Source organism: Photobacterium indicum (genome assembly GCF_003026215.1).
Lineage (GTDB): Bacteria > Pseudomonadota > Gammaproteobacteria > Enterobacterales > Vibrionaceae > Photobacterium > Photobacterium indicum.
The window spans coordinates 106,208-122,545 of record NZ_PYOC01000014.1 but is presented as its reverse complement, the minus strand read 5'-3'; the positions used below and the strand labels follow the sequence as shown (position 1 = coordinate 122,545).

Annotated in this window: 19 protein-coding genes, 1 tRNA gene and 2 pseudogenes; 13 read left to right on the top strand and 9 right to left on the bottom strand. The window is 37.9% G+C overall.

Features of this window, described 5'->3' with window-relative positions; genetic code table 11:
- The 3 genes from C9J47_RS23795 to C9J47_RS23785 form a co-directional block, all read left to right on the top strand.
- On the top strand, nucleotides 1–290 hold a 290-nt coding region (locus tag C9J47_RS23795), incomplete at its 5' end, for a DUF5455 family protein (RefSeq protein WP_107255719.1).
- 9 nt (nucleotides 291–299) lie between these two features.
- Nucleotides 300–1,373 (top strand): zonular occludens toxin domain-containing protein, encoded by a 1,074-nt coding sequence (locus C9J47_RS23790; RefSeq protein WP_107255718.1) that lies wholly within the window; start codon nucleotides 300–302, stop codon nucleotides 1,371–1,373.
- 1 nt (nucleotide 1,374) lies between these two features.
- A complete protein-coding gene (locus tag C9J47_RS23785) occupies nucleotides 1,375–2,595 on the top strand; it encodes a secretin N-terminal domain-containing protein (RefSeq protein ID WP_107255717.1) in 1,221 nt (406 codons plus the stop codon).
- Between the two features lie 170 nt (nucleotides 2,596–2,765).
- Here the strand turns inward: C9J47_RS23785 and C9J47_RS23780 are convergent, their stop codons facing one another.
- Nucleotides 2,766–3,224, bottom strand: coding sequence for a hypothetical protein (locus C9J47_RS23780; RefSeq protein ID WP_107255716.1), 459 nt, complete (start codon nucleotides 3,222–3,224; stop codon nucleotides 2,766–2,768).
- Between the two features lie 832 nt (nucleotides 3,225–4,056).
- On the opposite strand from C9J47_RS23780, the gene C9J47_RS23770 reads away from it, so the two are divergent.
- The 3 genes from C9J47_RS23770 to C9J47_RS23755 all read left to right on the top strand — a co-directional run bounded on the left by C9J47_RS23770 (nucleotide 4,057) and on the right by C9J47_RS23755 (nucleotide 6,522).
- Complete coding sequence (locus C9J47_RS23770) at nucleotides 4,057–4,323, top strand: hypothetical protein (RefSeq protein WP_107255714.1); 267 nt, start codon at nucleotides 4,057–4,059, stop codon at nucleotides 4,321–4,323.
- Between the two features lie 203 nt (nucleotides 4,324–4,526).
- A complete protein-coding gene (locus tag C9J47_RS23760) occupies nucleotides 4,527–5,267 on the top strand; it encodes a hypothetical protein (RefSeq protein WP_107255713.1) in 741 nt (246 codons plus the stop codon).
- 127 nt (nucleotides 5,268–5,394) lie between these two features.
- A complete protein-coding gene (locus C9J47_RS23755; protein ID WP_107255712.1) occupies nucleotides 5,395–6,522 on the top strand; it encodes a PIN domain-containing protein in 1,128 nt (375 codons plus the stop codon).
- Nucleotides 6,523–6,629: 107 nt separating this feature from the next.
- Here C9J47_RS23755 and C9J47_RS27390 read toward each other — a convergent pair whose 3' ends face one another.
- Nucleotides 6,630–6,842, bottom strand: coding sequence for a DUF3653 domain-containing protein (locus C9J47_RS27390; protein ID WP_245903597.1), 213 nt, complete (start codon nucleotides 6,840–6,842; stop codon nucleotides 6,630–6,632).
- Nucleotides 6,843–7,237: 395 nt separating this feature from the next.
- Between C9J47_RS27390 and C9J47_RS23745 the strand changes: the two are divergent.
- A pseudogene (locus tag C9J47_RS23745) lies at nucleotides 7,238–7,958 on the top strand (helix-turn-helix domain-containing protein).
- A 129-nt stretch (nucleotides 7,959–8,087) separates the two neighbouring features.
- On the opposite strand, the gene C9J47_RS23740 reads toward C9J47_RS23745, so the two are convergent.
- Nucleotides 8,088–8,167 (bottom strand) — tRNA-OTHER (locus tag C9J47_RS23740).
- Between the two features lie 394 nt (nucleotides 8,168–8,561).
- Between C9J47_RS23740 and C9J47_RS23730 the strand changes: the two genes are divergently transcribed.
- Complete coding sequence (locus C9J47_RS23730) at nucleotides 8,562–8,750, top strand: type II and III secretion system protein (RefSeq protein WP_245903595.1); 189 nt, start codon at nucleotides 8,562–8,564, stop codon at nucleotides 8,748–8,750.
- 276 nt (nucleotides 8,751–9,026) lie between these two features.
- Nucleotides 9,027–9,236: a hypothetical protein gene (locus tag C9J47_RS23720; RefSeq protein ID WP_107255709.1), complete on the top strand. Its 210-nt coding sequence runs from the start codon at nucleotides 9,027–9,029 to the stop codon at nucleotides 9,234–9,236.
- Nucleotides 9,237–9,325: 89 nt separating this feature from the next.
- On the opposite strand, the gene C9J47_RS27380 is transcribed toward C9J47_RS23720, so the two are convergent.
- The 6 genes and pseudogenes from C9J47_RS27380 to C9J47_RS23700 all read right to left on the bottom strand — a co-directional run.
- A complete protein-coding gene (locus C9J47_RS27380) occupies nucleotides 9,326–9,559 on the bottom strand; it encodes a DUF3653 domain-containing protein (protein ID WP_281259018.1) in 234 nt (77 codons plus the stop codon).
- A 203-nt stretch (nucleotides 9,560–9,762) separates the two neighbouring features.
- Nucleotides 9,763–10,206: a hypothetical protein gene (locus C9J47_RS23710; RefSeq protein ID WP_107255708.1), complete on the bottom strand. Its 444-nt coding sequence runs from the start codon at nucleotides 10,204–10,206 to the stop codon at nucleotides 9,763–9,765.
- A 166-nt stretch (nucleotides 10,207–10,372) separates the two neighbouring features.
- Entirely contained in the window at nucleotides 10,373–10,495 is a 123-nt protein-coding gene (locus tag C9J47_RS27490) for a hypothetical protein (RefSeq protein ID WP_281259017.1), read from the bottom strand.
- Between the two features lie 134 nt (nucleotides 10,496–10,629).
- Nucleotides 10,630–10,761: a hypothetical protein gene (locus C9J47_RS27485; RefSeq protein ID WP_281259016.1), complete on the bottom strand. Its 132-nt coding sequence runs from the start codon at nucleotides 10,759–10,761 to the stop codon at nucleotides 10,630–10,632.
- 147 nt (nucleotides 10,762–10,908) lie between these two features.
- The gene (locus tag C9J47_RS23705) at nucleotides 10,909–11,400 is read right to left on the bottom strand and encodes a hypothetical protein (protein ID WP_107255707.1); all 492 of its coding nucleotides are present in this window, start codon (nucleotides 11,398–11,400) and stop codon (nucleotides 10,909–10,911) included.
- Between the two features lie 36 nt (nucleotides 11,401–11,436).
- Nucleotides 11,437–11,925 (bottom strand): annotated as a pseudogene (locus C9J47_RS23700) (ATP-binding protein); the annotation flags it as partial.
- Here C9J47_RS23700 and C9J47_RS23695 point away from each other — a divergent pair.
- From C9J47_RS23695 to C9J47_RS23680, 4 genes are all read left to right on the top strand, one after another.
- Nucleotides 11,918–12,709 carry a type II secretion system protein GspD gene (locus C9J47_RS23695; RefSeq protein ID WP_342749881.1) on the top strand — a complete coding sequence of 264 codons (792 nt, stop codon included), beginning with the start codon at nucleotides 11,918–11,920 and terminating at the stop codon, nucleotides 12,707–12,709. The pseudogene C9J47_RS23700 and the gene C9J47_RS23695 overlap by 8 nt on opposite strands.
- Before the next feature lie 385 nt (nucleotides 12,710–13,094).
- Nucleotides 13,095–15,206: a KAP family P-loop NTPase fold protein gene (locus C9J47_RS23690; RefSeq protein ID WP_107255705.1), complete on the top strand. Its 2,112-nt coding sequence runs from the start codon at nucleotides 13,095–13,097 to the stop codon at nucleotides 15,204–15,206.
- A 50-nt stretch (nucleotides 15,207–15,256) separates the two neighbouring features.
- Nucleotides 15,257–15,706: a hypothetical protein gene (locus tag C9J47_RS23685; RefSeq protein ID WP_107255704.1), complete on the top strand. Its 450-nt coding sequence runs from the start codon at nucleotides 15,257–15,259 to the stop codon at nucleotides 15,704–15,706.
- Nucleotides 15,707–15,740: 34 nt separating this feature from the next.
- On the top strand, nucleotides 15,741–16,238 hold the full coding sequence (locus C9J47_RS23680; RefSeq protein WP_107255703.1) for a hypothetical protein: 498 nt from the start codon (nucleotides 15,741–15,743) through the stop codon (nucleotides 16,236–16,238).
- Nucleotides 16,239–16,338 lie beyond the last annotated feature (100 nt).

Sequence of the window (16,338 nt, the reverse complement as noted above, 5' to 3'; positions counted from 1 at the left end):
CTGTGGCGATGTCTGTTTTTGGCTGGTTCTTAACGTGGTTTACGAAAAGAACGGCGATGAATTTAACCATTATCGCTTTGGTGTCTGCGTTGGCGTTGGTCAACTTGCTTGCCTTGAAAGGTATTTTGTCAGGCTTGTCGTATGTTCTCCCTCCAGGTATCTCTGAGGGGTTTGCCATGGTCATTCCTTCTAATGCGCCAGCTTGCCTTTCTGCTGTATTTTCCGCTCGGGTTATTCGCTGGGTTTGGGAATGGAAAGCATGGGCTATTGCGTGGATGAGTCACGTTTAAGGGGGCGTTATGGCTGTTTATGTTGTAACAGGTAAATTGGGTGGCGGTAAATCTATTATGTCAGTGGCGCGTATTCAGGAGCGTCTGCAAAAAGGCTGCAAGGTCGCCACCAATCTGGATTTGAACTTGGTGGCATTACTAGGACGAAAAGCCAAACAGAGCCGTGTGTTACGCGTGCCTGATAAACCGTGTCTGGATGATTTACTCGCCATTGGTAAAGGTAACTCCACATTAGGCAAACCCATATTTGATGAAAATAAAAACGGCTTATTGGTGCTTGATGAGTGTGGTACTTGGTTTAATTCTCGGTCTTGGAATGACAAAGGCCGACAAGAGATTATCAATTGGCTGCTTCATGCGCGTAAATTGGGCTGGGACATTATTTTTATCGTTCAACACCTTTCAATCATTGATAAACAAGCCCGTTTAACCTTGGCTGAGCATGTGGTTTTTTGTAAGCGAACTGACCGCATTATGATCCCTTTTCTTGGTACGTTAATCAAAGCATTTACAGGTAATGCGGTTCGATTACCCAAGGTACATATGGGTATTGTGAAATACGGTGACGAACAAAATGCGCTGACGGTTGACCGTTGGAGTTGTTGGGGCGCGGGGTTGTACTCGGCTTACGATACACGACAAGTTTTCTCTCATAACTATGAGCACGGTGTGTTCTCGTACTTGCCGCCTTATTACACCAATTACCGCTATCGCGTGCCAATGAATCTAAGGAATCTCATGCGTATTACTCGTATCTATTTAAAAAAAGTTTCTCGCCCGTTGGCGTTCTTGGCGGGTATCACTGTCTCCTACTTCATTTTTGATTCAGGTGATGACGGTATTATCTCGCAAGCAGTTGCCAGCGTTGAATCGGTGGATGTCTCAGCGTACAAAAATTATAAGATTGTGTCTTATTCAAAAATGCCCAATGCCACGCCTTTCTATACGCTCAAGCTCGACGATAAAACCATTACCTCAGACACTCTCACGAAATTGGGATTAACCCTAACTAATGTGTCTCGCTGTCAGTTGAAGATCACCAACCAAAAGCAAAAATCACTCTCTCTAACGTGTGGGCGCTAATATGAAACGTTTCTTTTTCCTTGTTGCTCTAGTTCTTGCCCTGCCCGTTAATGCCAAGTTAATTGACGGATTTGAGGCGCACAATATGCCAATCACTGAATTTGTCGATTGGTACTCTGATGCGTTGAAATTGAATGTGATTGTTGATGATGGTGTTAAAGGCGCGGTGTCCTTCTCTGCACCCGAATTAGACACCAACGACTTTCAACCTTTTGTTGATGCGGTACTGATTTCAAATGGTTTTAAAATGACACCTGATGACGGTTTTTACCGTTTATCACTGGTCGGTATCAATGATTCTAATAAAGATGAAAAACTGGTTATCGTACCGCCAGTGACGAAATTTTATGATCTTAACTATGTGGAGAACATCAAGATAAGTGACTTGATTCAAGCAGTGTTGACGGCTTATTCAAGAAATACAGGTGAGATGCAAACCGCCTATTCGGTGATTACTTTACCCAATATCAACTCGATGATTATTACGGGGTCACCTTCTCAATTGACGCAAGTTGATAACCTGATTAAGCGTGTTGATGTCAGGCGTAAACAAGTGTTGATTGATGCCGTAGTGATGGATACCCGCCTTGGTGACAGTGAATCTATTGGCGTGAGTTTGGATGTGTTGTTAGAAGGTGCGGGATTTCGTTTGATCTCTAATCCGGTGGCGTCGATTAAAGAAACCTTTAAGGGTGGCAATATCATTTATGACAAAGGTGATGTAAGTGCCCTCGTCACGGCCATTACGCAAAATCAGAATACTAAGCTCTTATCTAAACCGTATCTGTTGGTGATGGATAGAGAAAAAGGCTCTATCAATGTGGGTCAGAACGTGCCCTTCTTAGTCTCCACTGAAACTTCAAACAATGGTTCGTTAGTGCAGAAAATAGAAAGGCAAAATGTCGGGCTGGGTTTGAGTGTTGTACCGCATATTGTGAATGATTCCGTGGTTCTCACGATTAACCAAACATCATCGAGCGTGTCTGACAGTGATATTGCCTCCGATATTATTACCAACAATCGAGAAATAAACACGGTGGTTCAAGTGTTGGATGGTCAATCTATTATCTTGGGTGGTTTAGTATCGGATGAGTCGAGAAAATCAGAATCAGGTGTGCCGTTATTGAAAGATATACCGTGGATTGGTGGGCTATTCAGAACGACTTCTGACAAGTCGGTAAGCTCTCAAATGTCCGTGTTAATCAAGGTGACGGTGATATAAAACCACCGCACAATGTTGAGTGGTTGACTGCCCCATGGCGCAGCCATATAAGACCACTCTCTATACCCCAATTTTTCGGCATAGCTCACTGGTCGAAACCGCTACAGACTCAAAAATCCACATAACCGCCCTTCACACTGCCAAGCCGCTTTTGCTCTTAGCTAGATAATTTATTTATAGAGTATGGAGTACATGACATTTGTTGAATTTGTAACGCTGATAGATCCTCCGTCCACAGTTTGTGGCCTTACAGAACCAAAATCGGTGTTTTCGATAAGTATACGGTAGTCACCAGATTCTAGTTTAATCCAACCTGACTCTGTTAGATTATCTGGAACTGGTGAAAATTTAACAATTGATATTAACGTTGCACTCGCAAAGTCATTTGTCTGTGTTTCATCTTCCCAGTTTTTGTATTCTGTTTCTGTAATGATGAATGCTTCTGAAGGGACGTTATTCAGTAAACTAACTTTGACGTTAACTTGTTGGTTGCCGTCTACATTGAACTGCGTTGAAAAGTATTCATTCTTCTTGATAAGCACTGAATCTAATTCTTTCACATCGTCATTACTATCGCAGCCTAGTAGTGTTGTTGATAGAAATGATAGTAATATTAGTCGTTTTAACATGACTCAGATGCCTTTTTTAGAAGAATTTCAGGCATTTAACCATACTTGATATGATATTACCATCTGAGCATATGTGTAAATAATCGCATGTAATAAATGAGCTTATTTCCTTCCAGCCCTTTCAAGACCAACATTTCCCCCTTCACTCTACTAAATGCATGATTTTAGGTGTTTGGCACTCAAATCATTCCGAATATGAATTGATAACATGATCAATATCATATGCATTGATATTGGTAATTAACTTTCAGACACACCCTGTATTATTTTCCATACATAACGAGCTAGAATGGCAGTCAATGAGCGTTAAGAGGCTAAGTGTGGTGTTTTACCCTGCTAAGTCGGCTATTTAACGTAATAGGTATTTTACAAACCATATTTTGATTCAATATTTTAGGCGTACTGTTTTGGAACGTTGAATCAAGTTTTGTAAATTTCATCGTAATGAAGGTTTTATTAATGTTATTCGCGATTCTTTTGCAAATTATTGTTATTACTTTAATTGTTGCATTTTTAGCTTTAGTCGTCGGATTTTCAGTCGCAACTGTTATTGGTGGGATTATTGTCTATTTAGTTACGACGTGGTTACTCACGAGTCTTGTTGAAAAGAAGTGTCCTTTCTGTGATAGCTCGATAAGCAAAAAAGCTATTAAATGTCCAAAGTGTCAAAGTGAGCTGTCTGAAGTTTAATAGGCATGATGCACTGCAACTACCCCGTCTAGTAATACGGGGGATTAACAGCCAATACCAAGCTCTTGTTCTTAGTTTGGTTCCGTTATGATATATACGATCTTGGATTGTTGAATAAAATGTTAGCTAAAAAGGAATAAAAATGGATAAGCAGTACTTTGATTTTTTAGAGCTTGAAGGTGAATATATCTGGGCTTTTGACAAGGAGTCTGGTCGTAAGACTCCATTAAATATAACCAGCACAGGTTACAGTGTATCTTCATTTGAAGACATTGAGCTTGAAATTCAGCAATTCTCCGGAGGATGGTGGTACCTAAGAACAAAATTTAAAGCAGAAAGTGAAGTGAAAAAGTACATTGCTGATATTGATAAAATGATTATTGAACTCGATAGACGAAAATGGGCTTAGCTTTTTAAGCTTTAGTTTTTGGCTACAAAATGTATAGAGTTAGCTTTGAGATTTTAGCTAACAAAGCATTTAAGAGTGATTCCCAACGCTTGGCATTTTTCATTCCATCGTTGGGTTTCTTCGTGTTTACGGTGGCATGGTTTAGGTTAGGTGGTGCGTTGCTCACACCTTAATGCGGCGTTACATGTAATAGTAGGAAGTATATGAGTAATAAAAGAGATCTAAAGACAGCAGGTGGGCAAATCACACCATTGACAATGGTTGCTAGAGAGGTTGATGGGAAAACACTAAAATTTCAGTGCGACTATTACTATTACGGAGAGAAATGCAAAACAAAAGAGATGACTTCGAAGCAAGCTAAGACCGTTGCAGCTTATGGATTGGTAAAAAAAGATTTAAAGTTTGTTGAAAAAATCATTAAGCATGGAATTAAAGTAACTACAGCACAGGATAATGTAAAAGATAGAACTGAGTTTGAAACTGAAGAGCAAATAGTTGTGGTGAGAAAAGAGTTTGACTTTGATTCTGATTTATTAAAAAGCTTCTATATTTCTGCAATTGTAACTTATGGTAAGTGCTTTGTTCAGGCTAAAGGTAGGAAGGTTAAGTTAGAGGTTGGAGATATTTTTGGTGACAATGAAGTTCTTAAAAAAAGGCATTTAGATATAATGGAACAGCGTCATCAATATATTGCACATGCTGGAGTTTCTAAGTATGAACATTCTAAGGCTGTTTTAATTTTCACTCCAAACAGTGAACCTTTTTTTAATGCTGAATCTGCTCATGTTTCTGGTATTGGTGAAGAAACTCTGGTTATGTTTTTAGAGTTATCTGAATTTGTACATGAACAAGTAAATAATACTTTTCGAAAGAAGTCTGACAGATTATACGAAAATGAAGTAAAAGACGTTCCAATTGAAGAGTTAATGGCCGGTGCATGTTGAAATAAACTGGCGTATCTTGAGGCAATGCAATTAAGGTGATGCGTTACACTCTGAAGTTTTGGTATGAAGTTCGGTGTGTTTTGTTGCTTTCGTGAGGCAGGCGTTATGTGCAGGTATGAGGTAGTAAATGAGTTCGGGTGAAAGTAAAGAATATGAAGCAATCCTTGTTGATACCTCTATTTTTGATGCATATGGATTAAAACTAGAAAAAGGCTTACTTGGCAAATTAAGCCAATTTAAAGACAGCGATATAGATTACCTATTACCTGATGTAATAAAAGGTGAAGTTCAAAGCCACTTAGAAAAAAAGGTTAAAAGTTCTCGAGCATCTTTAGAAAAAGCCCTAAATGATGCTGGAGATCATCTCTTTTTCGATGGTAGTGAACTCAATGATGCAAAATCAATTTTAATCGATAGTAATGAAATTGAGGGAATTGCTGCAAGTCGTGTTGATAAATTCATTGTAAATTCAGGTGCTTTAGTTCTTGAGTGTGGCGACTATCTATCAGTATCAGAACTATTACAGCAATACTTCCAAAACGAGCCGCCTTTCGCAGAAACTGGTAAAAAGAAAAATGAATTTCCTGATGCAATTGTCCTTTTAGCTACAGAAGCGTGGGCTGAAGAAAATGATATTCAGGTTTTGGCGGTTGCTCGTGATGGTGATTGGAAAAATTATTGTGAAACATCAGACTACATTGATTATACCGAGGATTTTGCAGACGCTCTAAGTAAGTTTAACAAAGAAACAGATCCTTTTGTTTTCGTATCTCTTTTAACCTTGAAGTTGGAGCAAGAAGAAGATGATGCAGCTGACTTTGTTGAAAAAATCCGAAGCAGTGTAGAAAGTTACTTCTCTGGCTTTACACCAGATCAAGAAGCAGACTCTTTTCATTACTGGGAGCCTGAGGGTTGCCATGGTTGGTTAAGTGACTTCGAGTTGTTTGATTCTAATTTTAAAATAGTAGATCATGCAGAAGATTATATTGTCCTAGAAATAAGTGCCGATATCACCGTGGAAGTTGAAGGTGAATTCTCCCTTTCTCAATACGATTCAATAGACCGTGACCATGTTTATATTGGTGGTGTTACAGCTACAGTTGAAGAAACATTTACTTCTGAACTTTTAGTTACTGTATCTGGTGATTTAACTGGTGATTTATCAGATCTAGATGTTGAAGAAATTGAAGTTGTAAATCCTATAACTTCGGTTGATTTTGGTACGTTAGAACCTGATTACGGTGAGTACGATTAACAAAGCAATCAACACAATTTATTACACTCGGCGGTTTTGTATGGTGTTTTTCATCCATACACTAACAGCCATTATTTAATCGGCTGCTAGTGACTAAGTATTAATGGTTAATTTTTTAGTGTATTTCTTAGCGCCCTTGCCGTTTTCATGATTAGAGATAGGTTGTAGCTATCCTGCTCTGCACCTATTTCTAATATCGCAGTCCCTGTTAATACTTTGTTTGAAGAGATACTCAATCCATTCGGTGAAATTAGGTTTTCTTTGGTAATTCTCCACCCTATCCAGCTTTCGCTTATTCCTACCTCTCTTCCTGTGTACATTCTCATTAGCCGTTTACATTCCGGTGGTATGTCCTGACCTCCATCCCAACGCGTGATGGTTCTCACACTTTTAAAACATAATTCGCTGGTTTCATACTTGCTTAAACCGCACTCAAATTTGCGAAAAATGTAGTTCCCTGTGAATTTCGAAGACACCATGACTTTTGTTAACCTTATCAATAATTACAAAGACTTATGGTATCCATTGCAATCATTGATATTGCGAATCTGTCAACTTTATTTCTATTTACCATAAAGCAAACATAATGCGCATTAAGGGTGTTAGACCCATTTAGAAGTGTCAGGTTTGAGCCAGTTAGAAATGTCATGTTGAACTAACTTCAAAACACCATTTACTTAATGTGTGCTCTGGAGCCAATGAGATGTTGTTAACCATGACTGATGATGAACTGCTACGAATAAAACTGATCCAAGATATTTGCGATAAACGTATCACTGGCGTTGAGGCTGCTCGTATTCTTCGTTTGAGTAGCCGACAAGTTTATCGTTTGGCTAAGCGCTTTATGATGTTGGGCTCTGGTGGTTTACTGTCACTCAAACGTGGTCGTCCCAGTAATCATCGTCATGATGAAAGATTAAAATTACGGACATTAGCCATCATCCATGAGTACTACATCGATTTTGGACCCACGCTTGCTCATGAGAAATTGACTGAAGTTCATGACGTTCATATCTCGTTAGAAACTTTGCGCCAATAGATGATCGCCGATGGCCTTTGGGTGCCGCATGCCAAACGCAACCCGCGAATACATCAATCAACACGGTAAACCGTCGGCCTTTTACAGCGATCGCCATGCAGTATTCCATGTCAATAAACGCGATGCCGAAACCAAGCGACTCACCCAGTTTGGCCGTGTACTCAATGACTTAAACATTGAGCTGATTTGCGCCGATAAGTTGGCTAACGTTGACCAAGGCCAAATTGTTGATAATAAACGCCTCGGCGCGGTATTGAAATTTGCCCAAGAGAAACAACAAGAGTTCGAGCAACAACACAAACGCAGAGCCCAACAACGAGCAGTACAGCAGCTGCGGGAAATCAACCCAGTACTGATACACCCTGAGGACTTCAAACCGAGCACCAAGAAAGGCTGACATCCCTACTCTACACGCCACATCAGCACACACTGAACTACCTTAAAAAGAGACATTTTAATCAGGGAATAAAGCAGGACAGAACAGACTGAGGGTGTCAGAACCATTTAGAAATGAAAAATATGAATTTGGGTCTCCCTGCCGGATTCGAACCAGCATCTAAAGATTCACTTAAGAGTCTATTGTTCTTCCAATTGAACTAAGGGGGAATTATTGATATGTACCAATCCTTTGCTAATTATCATTCATTGAATCAGCCAACAAGAAACATTATATGCACCCATCATCATACTGTATGTGACGTAGAGATGATTTCTGTTGTTTGTCAGTTTTGATTTAAAACGACACTTTATTCCCAGATTGAAATGTCACGTTGAACTAACTTCAAAACACCATTTACTTAATGTTTAGCCGTGTGCTCAATGCGTTTCTAATATTCAGATACAGATCAGCTTTATAATAAATATATTACTTACTGCCACGTGTTGATGTGAATCGAAAAAGATCAGCTATTCAAATGCGGAAATCCCCGTCTTGCGCTGGATGTAATGGGCACAATCATCGGCTTTTTGCATCATCACATACGCATATTGGCAGTTATCAATGATCGTTTTTGATACTGATGGTCAGTCTATTATCTTGGGTGGCTTGGTGTCGGATGAATCAAGACAGTCAGAATCAGGTGTGCCGCTATTGAAAGATATACCGTGGATTGGGGGGTTATTTAGAACAACTTCTAATAAGTCGGTGAGTTCTCAAATGTCTGTGTTAATTAAGGTCACGGTGATATAAAACCACCGCACAATAAAGTATTTGAAGCAAGTACCCCTAAGACGTTGGTCGCTATTGATGGAGCTAATGCATTAAAAGTTACTGCAGCTATGTGGATTGATTGTGGTGTAAGCAAAAACTTAATATACGATCTATTCTTTGATAGGTACAAGTCCATTTACTGTCAATTATTTGCGCATACAATGCTTTTACCTGATGTTGACTATTGTGGAAAAGACTTAATCACTGAAACTGTAAAAAAAGTGTATGCGGAAATGTCCTCTTGGAGCGTTTAATATGAATTTAATTAATATAATTGATGCAACAGATGAAGTGTCTCGGTTAATACTGGAGCTAAGAGAGTCAGGTGCTGAGTTAGATGAATATCAGTTCCAAACATTTGAAAACTCTTTACAAAACTTAGTTTCATCTGCTACTGGATTAAAACCAAACCTAAGAGATTGTGAGCATTGTAAAGGTAAGGGGTATGTAGATTCGATAACATAAAACAATCAAAATGATGCGTTCCACTCGGCAACTTTGGTACGAAAAATAACAGCCAACACCCTGTTGACTGTTAGAATGAGAGCTATTAATTAACAGCCTCTGCGGCTCTTTGGTAGTTCTTTCAATTGCCTTGCTGTTCTGATTATTTTAGACATGTTTACCCTATCTCTTTCAGCTCCAATTTCAATCAATGCGTTTCCCGTAATAATCCTGTCAGGTGTAAGTCCCCAACCGCTTGGCGTTATTAGCTCCCCTTTAGCCATACGCCACTGCCTCCAATTATTATCAATTGAAGACAGTTCCCGTCCAGAATAAAGTTTCATTAAGCGCCTGCACTCAGGCGGGATCGACTTTCCATCATCCCACTCATTGAGTGGTTGATTGCCCCAATAGCGCAGCCATATAAGACCACTCCTTACACCCCAATTTTTCGGCATAGCTCGCTGGTTGAAACCGCTACGAACTCAGCAATCCGCATTAACCGCCCTTCACACTGCCAAGCCGCTTTTGTTCTTAGCTAGATAACTTATTTGTAGAGTATGGAATACATGACATTAGTTGAGTTTGAAATGTTGCTTGATGGTGGGCTTACAGAACCAAAGGCTGTGTTCTCTATAAGTATACGGTAGTCACCAGAATCCAACTTCATCCAACCAGACTCTGTTTGACTTGATGGGATTGGTGAAAACGTAACAAGTGAAACTAACGTTGCATTCGCAAAGTCATTTGTCTGTGTTTCATCTTCCCAGTTATTGTACTCTTCTTCTGTAATGATAAACGCTTCTGAAGGGACATTATCCAATAAACTAACTTTGACGTTAACTTGTTGATTGCCGTCTACATTGAATTGCGTTGAAAAGTATTCATTCTCCTTGATAAGCACTGAATCTAATTCTTTAACATCGTCATTACTATCGCAGCCTAATAGTGATGTTGATAGAAGTGATAATAATATTAGTCGTTTTAACATAATTCAGATGCCTTTTTTAGGCGTATTTCAGTCATTTAAGCATACTCGATATTTTTTGCCATCTGAGCGTATGTGTAAAAAAATGCATACAATAAGGTTACCCCAACCTACACCTTCAATAGAGGCGAGGTGCTAAGTTTGTGCTTAACAGTTCCATGCTTGCCCCTTAACTGATTTGGTCTTCAACAGCATCAACATTATTTGATACCCAGACAACGCCACCCGCGACAAGCAGTGCAATCACTGCTGTGCCTGCTGTGACTGCATACCCTTTAGTTTTTGCATTCATGTTTATTAGCTCTCTGTATAAACATGCTTAAGAGCCAATAGGAAAACAGGTGATTTGGTTTTAAGGCAAACATAAAAAAGCCCGCGAACCTATAGGTTTACGGGCTTTAAAGAATTAGGTTTAACGCACAAAAATTAATGCAGAACAGGCTCAACAACAATCACACCACAAATACATGTAACGATTTCCCGATCCTCATCAACAAAAAAGTCTTCGTCTTGCCCACACTCGGGACAAGGTTCAAACTCAATTTTAATGCCATACATTCCGTACCCTCAATTAACGCCTAAGAGTATTAGTAACACGAAAATTTAGGTGGTTTAACCTAAGTTTTAAAAGTGTGGAGATGTCTCGCAACTTGCATTGAGTTAGTAAATAAACCTTTTTATTGCCAACGAGTACATCATGCTTACTTATTTTTTAGAATCTAGGATAGTAAAACTATCTTTAAACGTAACCTCAGAATTTATCCATTCATCTTTAGGTTTATAAAAATAAAATTCCCATACCAAGACATGATGTTCATATTTCGCAATTTCAACAACTCTAATTAAAGATGGCGATAGCTCATCATAATATATATTTTCGTTACCAATATATTCCCCGAAAGCATTAGATGCGGCAGATAATTGTTGCTGCATAGTAATCAACATCTGTTTTTGGGAGCTACTCATTTTCTTTTTCTCGAATAACTCAGTTGTAGCTCTTTCATAATCACCTTTTGAATAATCATTAAAAAAGCTGTTAACTTGTTCTTTCGGTGTCCCATCATATGCCCAGCAACTCACAGAAAATAGAGTCATTAATAATATAATTATTTTCAAAATTTTTACCTTTTGTTCCGTTACGGTGAAAATTAATTTAGACATAATATCGTATAATAACAGCGGTTTAAATGAAAACATTCATGCAGCATATACCTACATTTATAAATTAAAGAATTACCAATGAATCACTCCTTTCTTCCACTGTTTCCCATCTTGTAATATGTATTCAAGTTTCGCTAGGGGAATAACTTCACTAGCGGGAATCCCTGTTTTACGTTGGATGTAATGCGCACTATCATCGGCTTTTGGCATCATCACACACGCATACTGACAGTTATCAATGATCGTCTTTGATACTTCTTGCCCACGTTGAAACATGTTGATGGTGTGAATATTGTATTTCCGCCCTAGCCTCAATAACTTGCCATGATAGCCAGTTGCTTTACCCGTAGTGTGGCTATGCTCGGCAACTTCGTCACAAATCACCTTTATCGGTTTGGCATGTTTACCATCACCGACACCCCATGCAATTGAGCAGAAACGGTCAAAATCTTCTTCGGTAGCTTCTCGTTTCGGGTAATACGCAATCTCAAACCCTTGCTTGGTTTTACGTCCTGCAATAACCGCAATCGCAAAGTCACTAAGGTTGGAATAGCTGCAAACCGCCTATTCAGTCATTCCCTTACCTAATATCAACACGATGATTGTTACGGGGTCACCTTCTCAACTAACGCAAATTGATAATCTGATTAAGCGTATTGATGTCAGGCGTAAACAGGTGTTGATTGATGCGGTAGTGATGGATACCCGTCTTGGTGACAGTGAATCTATTGGCGTGAGTTTGGATGTGTTGTTAGAAGGTGCGGGATTTCGTTTGATCTCTAATCCGGTGGCGTCGATTAAGGAAACTTTTAAGGGTGGCAATATCATTTATGACAAAGGTGATGTAAGTGCCTTGGTGACGGCCATTACGCAAAACCAGAATACTAAGCTCTTATCAAAACCGTATCTGTTGGTGATGGATAGAGAAAAAGGATCTATCAACGTCGGTCAGAACGTGCACTTCTTAGTCTCCACTGAAACCTCGAACAATGGCTCATTAGTACAAAAAATTGAGCGTCAAAATGTCGGGCTAGGTTTGATTGTTATCCCGCACATTGTGAATGATTCGGTGGTCCTCACGATCAACCAAACATCATCGAGCGTGTCTGATAGTGATATCGCTACCGATATTATTACCAACAATCGGGAAATCAATACGGTTGTGCAAGTGCTTGATGGTCAGTCCATTATCTTGGGTGGTTTGGTGTCAGATGAATCGAGGCAATCAGAATCCGGCGTACCGCTATTGAAAGATATACCGTGGATTGGGGGTTTATTCAGAACAACTACTGACAAGTCAGTAAGCTCTCAAATGTCCGTGTTAATCAAGGTCACGGTAATATAAAACTATCGCTAAATATTGAGTGGTTGACTGCCTCATGGCGCAGCCATATAAGACCACTCTCCATACTCCAATTTTCCGGCATAACTCGCTGGTCGAAACCGCGACTAATTCAAAAATCCACATAACCGCCCTTCATACTGCTAAGCCGCTCTTGCTCTTAGCTAGACTACTAAAGCTATGATTTTGCGTGATTAACCTTAAAATCATAACGAATATGAATTGATAACTTGATCAATGTCATATGCATTGATATTACCGATTAATTTACATGCACATGCTGTATAACAACCTTTACATAACAAGCTAGAATGATAGCCATTAAGCGTCCTTGTGAGTGGATACATTCGCAGAAAATAGTACATCAATGTAATTATGGGAGTAGTCAGTGGGTAAATATCATAATGATCAACCGATTGATGGCGGACAAGAAGAACCTGATTTACTTAATAGGACTAATTTTTCAAATCATTTATCTAGTATTTTATTGCTTGATTCAGAAGATGATTGTTTAACAGTATCTTTAGAAGGTGAATGGGGATATGGTAAAACGTCGGTTATTAATCTTGTTAAGACCTCTCTTAAAAATAAAGAACAAAGTCCAATTATCATTGAATATAATCCTTGGCTAGCAGGTAAACCAGAATCCTTGATTCAAGATTTTTTACTCCAATTTTCTTCACAACTGAATATAAGAGATAATTCTGAAGATGCCCTAAAAGCGGCAAAAGAACTAATTGCATATTCAAGTCTATTTAGTGCTGCTAAATTGATTCCAGGTGCAGAACCATGGGCTTCGATTATTGAAAAGGTTTTTTCTAAATTTGGGAAAGCCACGAAAAAGATAGCAGAATTAAAAAAGTTAGACTTACTCGGTAAAAAAAATAAAGTTATATCAGCGATAAAAAAAATAAAAAAACCAATCATTGTGATTATTGATGATATCGACAGATTAACTCCATCTGAAACATTTCAGGTATTACGTTTGGTTAAAGCTGTTGCTGATTTTTCAGGGACGTCTTTTTTACTGGCATTTGATGCAAAGTATCTTTCCTCTGTTCTAAATAAGAATAACATCGAGAACTCAACTGAATATATTAATAAAGTCATTCAGTTACGAGTTCCCTTACCTCTTATTTCAGACCGAAGTATGAATGAATTGGCTAACCTTGAGTTCGAAAGGTTAAGCGATAAAAACCTAACTGGTCACTTTGAAAGTGACCAAGAAAGACTTAGCTGGCTTTATCATAATCACTTTAAATATATAATTAAAAACCCAAGGGATTTAAAACGATTCTTCAACCACTTAAGGTTTGTTTATGAACAGGTTGAAGGCGAAGTTTGTTTTGCAGATCTTTTCGCACTATCTATAATTGCAACCAAAGCTAGTGAAACTTATGAACATATAAAGAAGACACCTGAAGCATATATAGGTTGTAGATTTAACAACGATGGATTGTTGATGGGTAAGCCTAAAGAGATAGTGAGTTCACTTGCTGACGATAGAAAAGAGTCATTAAAAGGTTTCAGTAAAAGCGAGGTTAATTTAATCAATGGTCTATTGGGAGATATTTTTCCATTAATTGATTCTGGCGATTTTTCACATTATGGCGCCTCTAATGATGATGCAGCAGGTCGAGTTTCAGCTCTTCAGCGGTTGTATGTAGCATTGCATTACACTACACCAACAAATTATATATCAGACAAAGAAATAATTGACTTTATTAAAGGTAATGTAAATAGAAAAGATTTCTTAATTGATGTTTTTGCTAATGATTCAAATGAACGTTTTTTTGAAATGATGACTCATTACTCAAGCGAATGTAAAGAGAATAGCTTTGATATTTTGACTAATATATATGATGCTAATCTAAGCTCAAACCAATTAAAAGCCTCTCTTGAAGAGAATATTGGATTCATGACCAATGATCCATTTCGAAAAATGGTATGGTTAACAAATAAAGTCATTACAGATAACAATAAAAAAGATGAGTTAATTAAGAGGATTTTGTCTAGATACCAAAATTCAGCTATTAGTGCAGACTTACTTCGCAAAGTAAGAAAACAAGAAGCCGAGAATCAATGGGTCACCAAAGAACAGTTGATTGAATTAGAGTTGTTATTTCAGAACTCAGCAATAGAAGCTTTAAATAAAAAAACATTCAATTCTAATCACCTTGAATCACATATATTTTATGAGCTACAGCGTTCTTCACCAGAACGCACAAAAAAATTAATGTCAGAAATTATTGACACTGAAAATGGTATTATTAGAATTGCTGAAATCATCGGAAATTCAGGTAGTGACTCATCAAATGGACCATATGTTGAAATAAAAGATAAACATTTTTCAGATGTTATAGATATGAAGTTGTTAAAAGAAAAAGCAATGGAATTAATTGAAACAGATTTACCCGTAAATATAAAAGCAATAATCAAAAGCATAGTCGATGGGGAGAAATATTATTTACGAGACGGTATGATGGATGACCAGTGGTAATTTTTTAGTTATAAATAATCAAGGCGATTAATCATATTCAGAGAATAAACATGGATTATACAATCAAAGAAAAAATTAAACTTGTTTCAAAATATTCGAGCCGGACACTTATTAAAATGTTTACGCCTCAAGTTGCTAAAGAATTCGAATATTTACTTGAAGACTTGACAGAAAACGAAGAGTCTTTCGGAAGGAAGATTGATCGTGCATACGATTCTCTTCAAGATACTTCTCGATTAGTACAAAGACTGGAATATAAACTTAATTTGAAGATTGAGTCTGTCGAGAAACTTAAAAATGAATTAGACCGATATTCAAAATTAGCTGAAATTGAAAAGCCAAAAGTTGAAGCTCTAATTTCTCAATTAGATCATACAGTAAGCAAAGGTAAAACAAAGGAACGTATTTATTCGTTCTTAATTAGCATAGGGGCTGGCTTGTTGCTTTTTGTTTTTGGCGTTTGGGCAAGCCCATATGTTAAGCCTTGGTTTGGTTTATAAGCTATTTTATACGTTATTATTAGGAGATTTTAGTATGATTGATAAAATTGAACAATGGATAGATACAACAAACAAGCAATTTTTACACAAACGTCAAAGTTGCATTAAGTTCTCTGATATTTTCCAAGGTTTCTATTCTACTGAGTTCCTAAAAAGTGCATATTTTGTAGTTGTAGATACAATTCCGAAGCCTGATTTTCCGGAAGTACGTAATGCTGGCTTAAGTGATTTTCTCGATCTAGACGTTTACGGAATAACATACAAAAATACTTACTATATTATCCCTCAAGAGGAAGAAAATATAAGACTGCATTTTCATGAACTTGTCCATGTTGCTCAATGGCTGCATTTAGGTGCTAACTCTTTTCTTCAGCGGTACATAACTCAGGTTCAAAGCCTTGGTTATAATGAAGCTCCTTTGGAAAAAATAGCTTATGCATTTGATTGTCACTTTAGTGAAAATGGAAGCAAAATTGACGTACCAAACTATATAGCTGCAAAAATAACGAAATGCTCAAAGCAGAAAAATTGACACTACCCCGTCTAGTAATACGGGGAGAAAGTCTCCAGCGCGTGAGATGCAAAATGGCGATAATCTAATCATAATCGCCATTCTTACTATCAGCGTTATA